The 6,779-nt window shown below is 38.5% G+C and carries 4 protein-coding genes; 1 reads left to right on the forward strand and 3 read right to left on the reverse strand.

The window, feature by feature from the left end; genetic code table 11:
* Position 1: 1 nt before the first annotated feature.
* The 3 genes from I6F49_RS03365 to I6F49_RS03375 form a co-directional block, all read right to left on the reverse strand.
* A complete protein-coding gene (locus I6F49_RS03365) occupies positions 2-964 on the reverse strand; it encodes a TDT family transporter (protein ID WP_197178407.1) in 963 nt (320 codons plus the stop codon).
* Positions 965-1,153: 189 nt separating this feature from the next.
* Positions 1,154-3,319 (reverse strand): TonB-dependent receptor, encoded by a 2,166-nt coding sequence (locus I6F49_RS03370; RefSeq protein ID WP_197178409.1) that lies wholly within the window; start codon positions 3,317-3,319, stop codon positions 1,154-1,156.
* A 424-nt stretch (positions 3,320-3,743) separates the two neighbouring features.
* Positions 3,744-5,042 (reverse strand): methyl-accepting chemotaxis protein, encoded by a 1,299-nt coding sequence (locus tag I6F49_RS03375; protein ID WP_197178411.1) that lies wholly within the window; start codon positions 5,040-5,042, stop codon positions 3,744-3,746.
* Between the two features lie 373 nt (positions 5,043-5,415).
* On the opposite strand from I6F49_RS03375, the gene I6F49_RS03380 reads away from it, so the two are divergent.
* On the forward strand, positions 5,416-6,621 hold the full coding sequence (locus I6F49_RS03380) for an MFS transporter (RefSeq protein WP_197178413.1): 1,206 nt from the start codon (positions 5,416-5,418) through the stop codon (positions 6,619-6,621).
* Positions 6,622-6,779 lie beyond the last annotated feature (158 nt).

The raw sequence follows: 6,779 nt of genomic DNA on the forward strand, positions 1-6,779 counted from the left end.
TTTACGTTACCTGTTGCTTTGATATTTTAAAATGGCAAAAGTACCGACCACTTATATAAACGACTACTGCTGTGGCAACTATAAGTTCGAACGTAGCTAAGTAATTAACCGCATCTATGTATGGTATTGCGAGGTCTATACTTTGCATCCAATCTGTCATTTTAAATAATGCTGTTGACCCAATAACCATTGGAAACGTAAAAGCAGCGTAGCTAGGCGTAAAAGGCCTGCGTAATAACTTTATAAATAACACATAAACAATCAGTGTTTTTATTATCGCTAATGTAAATAATACTCCCACTATAGTTAGTGATGGATTGGCCGCTATATGAAAATACCCCGCTAATGTTAAACTGGCAGGTGCGGCTAAAATGGCAAGTGTTGGCTGTATTTCGTAATCACTTTTTAATGCTATTAAAAAACGATAAAACATAATTGGCAGTATAGTACTGTACGCTGATATGCCAATAACCAACGCACTATAGGCTAACCACGCTAATGTAGGATTACCCGAAAAAGTAATGTCTGCAATAATAATACCCACCGGTGGCACAAACCAGCTGGGCGCCATATCTTCAAAGTTAAACTTTTTTGCTCGCTGATATAAAAAGCTCAACAAAAATGTAAAGTGCAGCACAAAAGCTAAAACCCAAATAATGTCGCCAGCTAATGGGTCAAATTGCCCCACTGATTTTGAAATAACCAGGTTAGCCATTGCAAATGTCGGGATCACACTTCCTGCAACTGGGTGTGCTAAATCAGCTTTTAATAAATCGGGGTGCAGTAAAAATTTAGCAGCCAAAAGTAGAACTAATACGCCAGCTAATAGCGCTCCCAGATATTGTCCATAATTATTTAAATTAAAAACGTTTTCCCATGTCCACCCCATACTGGCAATACCCAAAGCTAAACCGGCCATAGCTGTTGGCGCACCCATGACTTTATTTTTAAATTGTTTAAACACTGTATTTCCTAACCATTGGGTGATGAACAAGTTATTGCTTTTTCTGCATTCTACTAAAACTAATGTTATAAAATTAATAAAACAGTGCCTAATAGAACGTGTTAAGCATACTAATATTTCATAAAAAAAAGCAAAAGCCATAACATGGTTATGGCTTTCGCTTTATTTGAAATTTGAATATGAGGTTATTTAAAACGCATAGCTAGCACTTATATTAAACGAGCGCCCCTGCCCTGCAAGCTGTTCAAACCCGTTGCTGCTATCTTGTTTAAGCGCTGCAATACTTACACCTCCAAGTGGGAGCTGGTAATATTCATCAAACACATTACTTATTTCAGCGTTTAGCGTTAATGCGTTCCATGTTGCTTTAGAGCTTAAATTTACCAAGCTATAACTGCCTGTCTGGTTTTCAAAACGATTATTGTCTACACGGCTTTTTGTATCTACCCACTGCCAAGACAATACATTTTCAAATCGACCTATTTGCTGGCTAATATCTAGCTGAGTTTGCAATGGCTTAATTTGGTAAAGCGGTTGGTTAGTATCGTCTCGCTTGCCTCTGGTATTAGTAACATTAGCGTGTAACTGCCAATTGCCTAAATTCTTAGATTCATAAATGTTGGCTGTTAAGTCTACCTTTGCACCATACAAAATCGCATCGACATTAGTAAACTGCAAAATGTTACGCGCTGTATTGTCCAAGTCATAACTATTGAAGCTTCTTACACTATCAGCATCAATATAATCGTTCACATCTGTATACCAAACATTGGTGCTTAACCGCCAACGATCATCTTTAGCCGATTTAATATACGTGGCGCTTATAGTATGGGCTGTTTCAACATCTAAATCGGGGTTACCAATATAACCGTTACCATCGCCGTACCAGCCAATCATGGTGGTTGCCATAGTACTTACACCCCAACTGTATCGCTCATATAAATTAGGGGCGCGGTTTTTACGGGCAAGGCCAAATTGTAGCTCATCATAATTTGTTATTTGGTAGTTAATTAATAAATTAGCGTCAACTATGGTATCGGTTTTATCTCTGTCGCTGGCATTAAAATTCTCAGCAGCAATAGTGTTATCTGTAGACGTATCGCTCATAAACATACTTTCCATACTGGTCATGCTACTCATATCGTCCATATCCATCATGCTCATACCGTCGTTATAAGATTGAACCTCTCCTACTTGGGTATTAACACTTTCAATACGTACGCCTGCGTTTAACCACAGTTTTGTATTTATTTGGCTCTCGTATTCAGCAAATGCCGCTATGCGCTCTCGTTTGCCGTTATTTATATTTACGTAATCGTCTGGCCCCATCATGGTTGAGCCTTCGATACCTGGCCACCAATCATCAATGCTGTAATTAAAATATTCTTGGCCGAGTAAAATACTGCTGTTTTTATCAAGTGCAATACGCCACTTAAGTTGTGTACTTATATCTTGTGCATCGGTTTTCATTGGCATCATGCCTGTTTTTTCTTCACTGAAAAAACCCATTTCATGCTTTACACTGTGCCAGTTAACCTGCCCTTCAAATTCGCTGTTCTCAAAAGAGCGTTTGTATTGAGCAATCGCACCGTAGCTGGTGTTATCGGTCATATCCATATACTGATTTGCAAACCCCTGATACGGAATTTTTTGATGCGTTAGCTTTATAACTAATTGCTGTTTATCATCGCGCATAGCTGCGGTTAAACTGTGATTTTGTGCACGATACAACGTATCAAGCACTACATCGCCATTACCATCTTCATAACTATCTGCATCGTTAAACGAGCCTTGATAGTTAAAACTAAACGTATCACTTGCTAAACGAGCGCCCACGCCAAGTTTACGCCCGTTATCAACACTGCTGTATTTTGCCGAAACATAACCCGAGTGCCAGTCCAATTCACTGCTATCGCTGTACTGTGGTGAAATAGAGTTAACGCTTATTACACCGGCAATATTATCGCCGCCCGCGCTTACTGGCGACACGCCGGCAACCACATTGTAAGACGTAATTTGATTAGCCGATATATACGACAGCGGCGGATTCATATGATTAGCACATGCAGCAGTTACATCCGCGCCATCAATTAACACTTTTACTCTATCGCCCATTAAACCATTTAAAACAGGTAAGTTAGATACGCCGCCCGCCGCCGAAAAATCGACACCTAAATCACTTAATAGCGATTCTGACGAGCCAAGTGCTAAATGTTTATTTTGAGCATGTCCGTGAACTTCTATCACCTCTAAAGGGGTATCGTCGGCAAATGCGAAAGGAGATAGCACACCACTAATAAAAAATGCGACAGGGGTAAGTAAATATGTTTTTTGAGTTTTGCTTTTATAAACCATTGTTAATTTATGCCACTGTAATAATTGGCGTAATTATATAATGAGCACTAAAAGCAAAAGCGCGACATATTGTCGCACTTTATCAATTTATAATGTTGCTAGGGCGTGTTGACCTTTCGTGATTGATTTTGCAGCAGACTGTTTGGTTTTTAGGCAAGGCGGAGCCTATGTAGTATGGTTATTCCCCATAAATAGGCGATAACGCAGCATAAAGACCAAACATGCGCTGCCCTTTGGGTTCTTTCTAGGGACGATTAACTCTTTGTTGCTCGGTTTTTACTTAGCCCACTAGGTTACAAACCTCGCGCCGCGATTAAATCGCCCCTAGATTGAACAAATTTCAATCCACAAAGATCAACACGCCCTAGGTGTGTTTAAGCACTTTAATTGGCAGCTTAAAACGTAAAAATGATGCAAACAGTCGTTAAGTATTTAACTTAGCTACTGTTTGAGAAACAATATCTGCTCCGCGCTCAATCTCTTTAATGACCTCTGACACGTTAGCAATAAGCTCTCGCCCTTGCTCTGAAGAATCTGAAACAGATGTTATTTGCCTGGATATATCGTTAGTAAGCTCTTGGTTATTTTTAACAACACTTGCTATTTCATTAGTAGATCGACTAGTGCTGGCTGCGAGCTGCCTTACTTCATCAGCTACTACAGCAAAACCACGGCCGTACTCTCCAGCGCGTGCAGCTTCTATTGCAGCATTAAGTGCCAGTAAATTAGTTTGATCAGCAATACTGCTGATTGTAGAAACAATGGAACCTATTACAGCTGATTGTTCATTAAGGTTTTTAATTAAATCTACCGATTTAAGTACTTGGCTTACAATGGCATCGGAGTTTGCAACAGAGCTTTGTAGTATTTCAGAGCCTTTTTTAGCTGTTTGCGCAGTAGCTACCGCCGATTCATACGCTATTGCTGCAGCCTCTGTTACTGCACTGTTATTATTAATTCGATCGGTAATATTTGATGCAAACTTAATTATTTTAATTACATTACCTTTGCTATCTAATATTGGATTGTAAGTAGCCTCAAGCCAAATTTCTGAACCATCGGCGGCAATACGTTTAAATTTTCCTGACTTAAACTGCCCCTGCGCTAATTCACTCCAAAAGTACGGATTTTTCTCATAAAACACTTTAGTACAAAACATTTTATGATGCTTGCCAACAATATCTTTTAAGCTATACCCGATTGTTGTTAAAAAGTTTTGGTTTGCGCTTAAAATATTTCCTTCAGGAGTAAACTCTATCGTAGCTAATGCTTTATCAAGTGCACTAGCGATAGCTTCTTGCGCCTTTCGTTGTATGTAAGTTGCGGTAATATCAGAGGCTATTTTAATAGCTTTAGTAACTACACCGTGCTCTTCTACCGGGAAATAAGTTGCTTCAAGCCAGAGTTTATCGCCATTTGCTTTATATCTTAGAAACGATCCTGCTTTAGAGTCACCTGCCTTTAATTCTTGCCAAAACTTGCCGTATTCGTTTGAGCTTGCATACTCACTTTCGCAAAACATACGATGATGCTTACCAATTATTTGCTCTTTGCTGTAACCAATAGTTTTTAAAAACAATTGATTTGCGTCTAATATTATTCCTTCAGGTGTAAATTCTATATAAGCAACATGCTTATTAATTGCAGATAAAACAGACTGCTTTTGAATTAATTGAAGCTCCATTTCTTCAATTTTTGCGTTTCTTTTAGAAATACCAAACATATAAAAACCTTAAGGAGTAAATTAGCACTAGGGTTGTTGACCTAAAATTAGCAAATTAAAGTGATACCAATATGTAATTATACTGTAAATATAAGCTTTAAATAGCCTTTCGGTTAATATTTAATACCTTGTAGGTATTTGCTTTACAAATAGTTTTTTATTTTATAAATGCTAAGTAGTATTTTATTCTAATTAACATTTTAAAAACCTAACAAAACCACTAATTTATGCATGACTCTGTACTTTTTTTAACTTAAAATAACGCCCTCACAGATTACCCTCTCACACCAAAATTTAAGCATACACATGATATTTCCTATTCAGGATTTATTGTGCAATTTCATTTTTAAAATTAAACCTTAAGGGATCATCTATGACATCAGATGTGGCGTCGGCATCTAGTCAACTTAACAGAACCGCTATTTTACTCGTATTAGCGCTTGGCACATTTATTTTAGGATTATCTGAATTTTCGATGATGCCTATGCTGCCACTAATTAGCGAAACATTTGGCTCAACGCCATCACAAAGTGGCTATGCAATTAGTGCTTACGCCATTGGTGTTGTAGTGGGTGCGCCTATTTTAATGCTTACTACTGCCAATATGAGGAAGCGAAAAGCATTGCTCATATTTATAAGCTTAATGTTTGTCTCAAACGGGTTAAGTGCGATGGCAACGTCGCTTGAGCAGCTGGTAATATTTAGATTTTTAAGTGGCTTACCACACGGTGCTTATTTTGGTGCGGCTATATTGTTAGCGTCGGATATTGCTCCAGAAGGTAAGCGTGCTAGCTTTATGTCAAAGGTGTTTATGGGCTTAACGGTGGCCACCATTGTTGGCGTACCAGTTGTAACACTTGTTGGTCAAAACCTGAGCTGGCGATACTGTTTAGCTGGTGCTGCAGTACTGGCTTTTATTGCTTTTATTTTTGTTTATAAAGTAGTTCCAAATATTGATAATGCTAAACCATCTAACTTATTAAGTGAGTTTGGCGTACTTAAAAACAAACTGGTTTGGTCTATTTTGGGCATTGTAATTATTGGCTTTGGCGGCGTGTTTTGTATTTATACCTACATTGCCGATACCATATTAGTAGTAACAAAAACAGCGCCTTATACTATTTCTATTGCTATGGTGATGTTTGGTATTGGTTGTACACTCGGTAACTATGTACTGGGTAAAGCTGCCGATAAATCTGCAATTAAAACCACTGGCCTTGCGCTTGTATGCACCATTGTATTTGCTTTTGCTTATGTAACAGCAAGCCATAATATTTGGATGCTTTATGCTGTTATCTTTTTTATTGGCTGTAGTGTGGGTTTGGCAACGCTTATTCAAACGCTATTAATGGATGTTGCTCCAGAAGGTCACGCTATGATTGGTGCATTAGTACAGTGCGCATTTAACACCGCAAATGCTATAGGCCCGTGGGTCGGCGGAATTGCAATAGCGCAAGGTGCGGCACCTAATCAAACAGGTTACGTAGCAGCTGCATTATTTTTAGGTGGTTTGGGTATGTGGCTACTAAGTTACTTACAACTAAACAAACAGCAACCAACAGCGCAAACCGCTGGTTAATCTATACTTTAAATAGTAAATACAAAAAGAGCCGCTAACTAGCTAACACCATTCAGTTAAGCATGTTTTGACTTAATGGTGTACCGATTTTTTGAAATTCGAACGGTCCTACTTTTGGGCCGTTTTCTTTTTTCTGGAAGAATATAACGTTTCACTCG

The sequence above is a fragment of the Pseudoalteromonas sp. SWN166 genome, assembly GCF_015864485.1.
Lineage (GTDB): Bacteria > Pseudomonadota > Gammaproteobacteria > Enterobacterales > Alteromonadaceae > Pseudoalteromonas.

Bases quoted from the DNA above. Each gene is read 5' to 3' on its own strand.
- I6F49_RS03380 (WP_197178413.1), top strand. From the start codon at position 5,416: ATGACATCAGATGTGGCGTCGGCATCTAGTCAACTTAACAGAACCGCT.
- I6F49_RS03375 (WP_197178411.1), bottom strand. From the start codon at position 5,042: ATGTTTGGTATTTCTAAAAGAAACGCAAAAATTGAAGAAATGGAGCTT.
- I6F49_RS03370 (WP_197178409.1), bottom strand. From the start codon at position 3,319: ATGGTTTATAAAAGCAAAACTCAAAAAACATATTTACTTACCCCTGTC.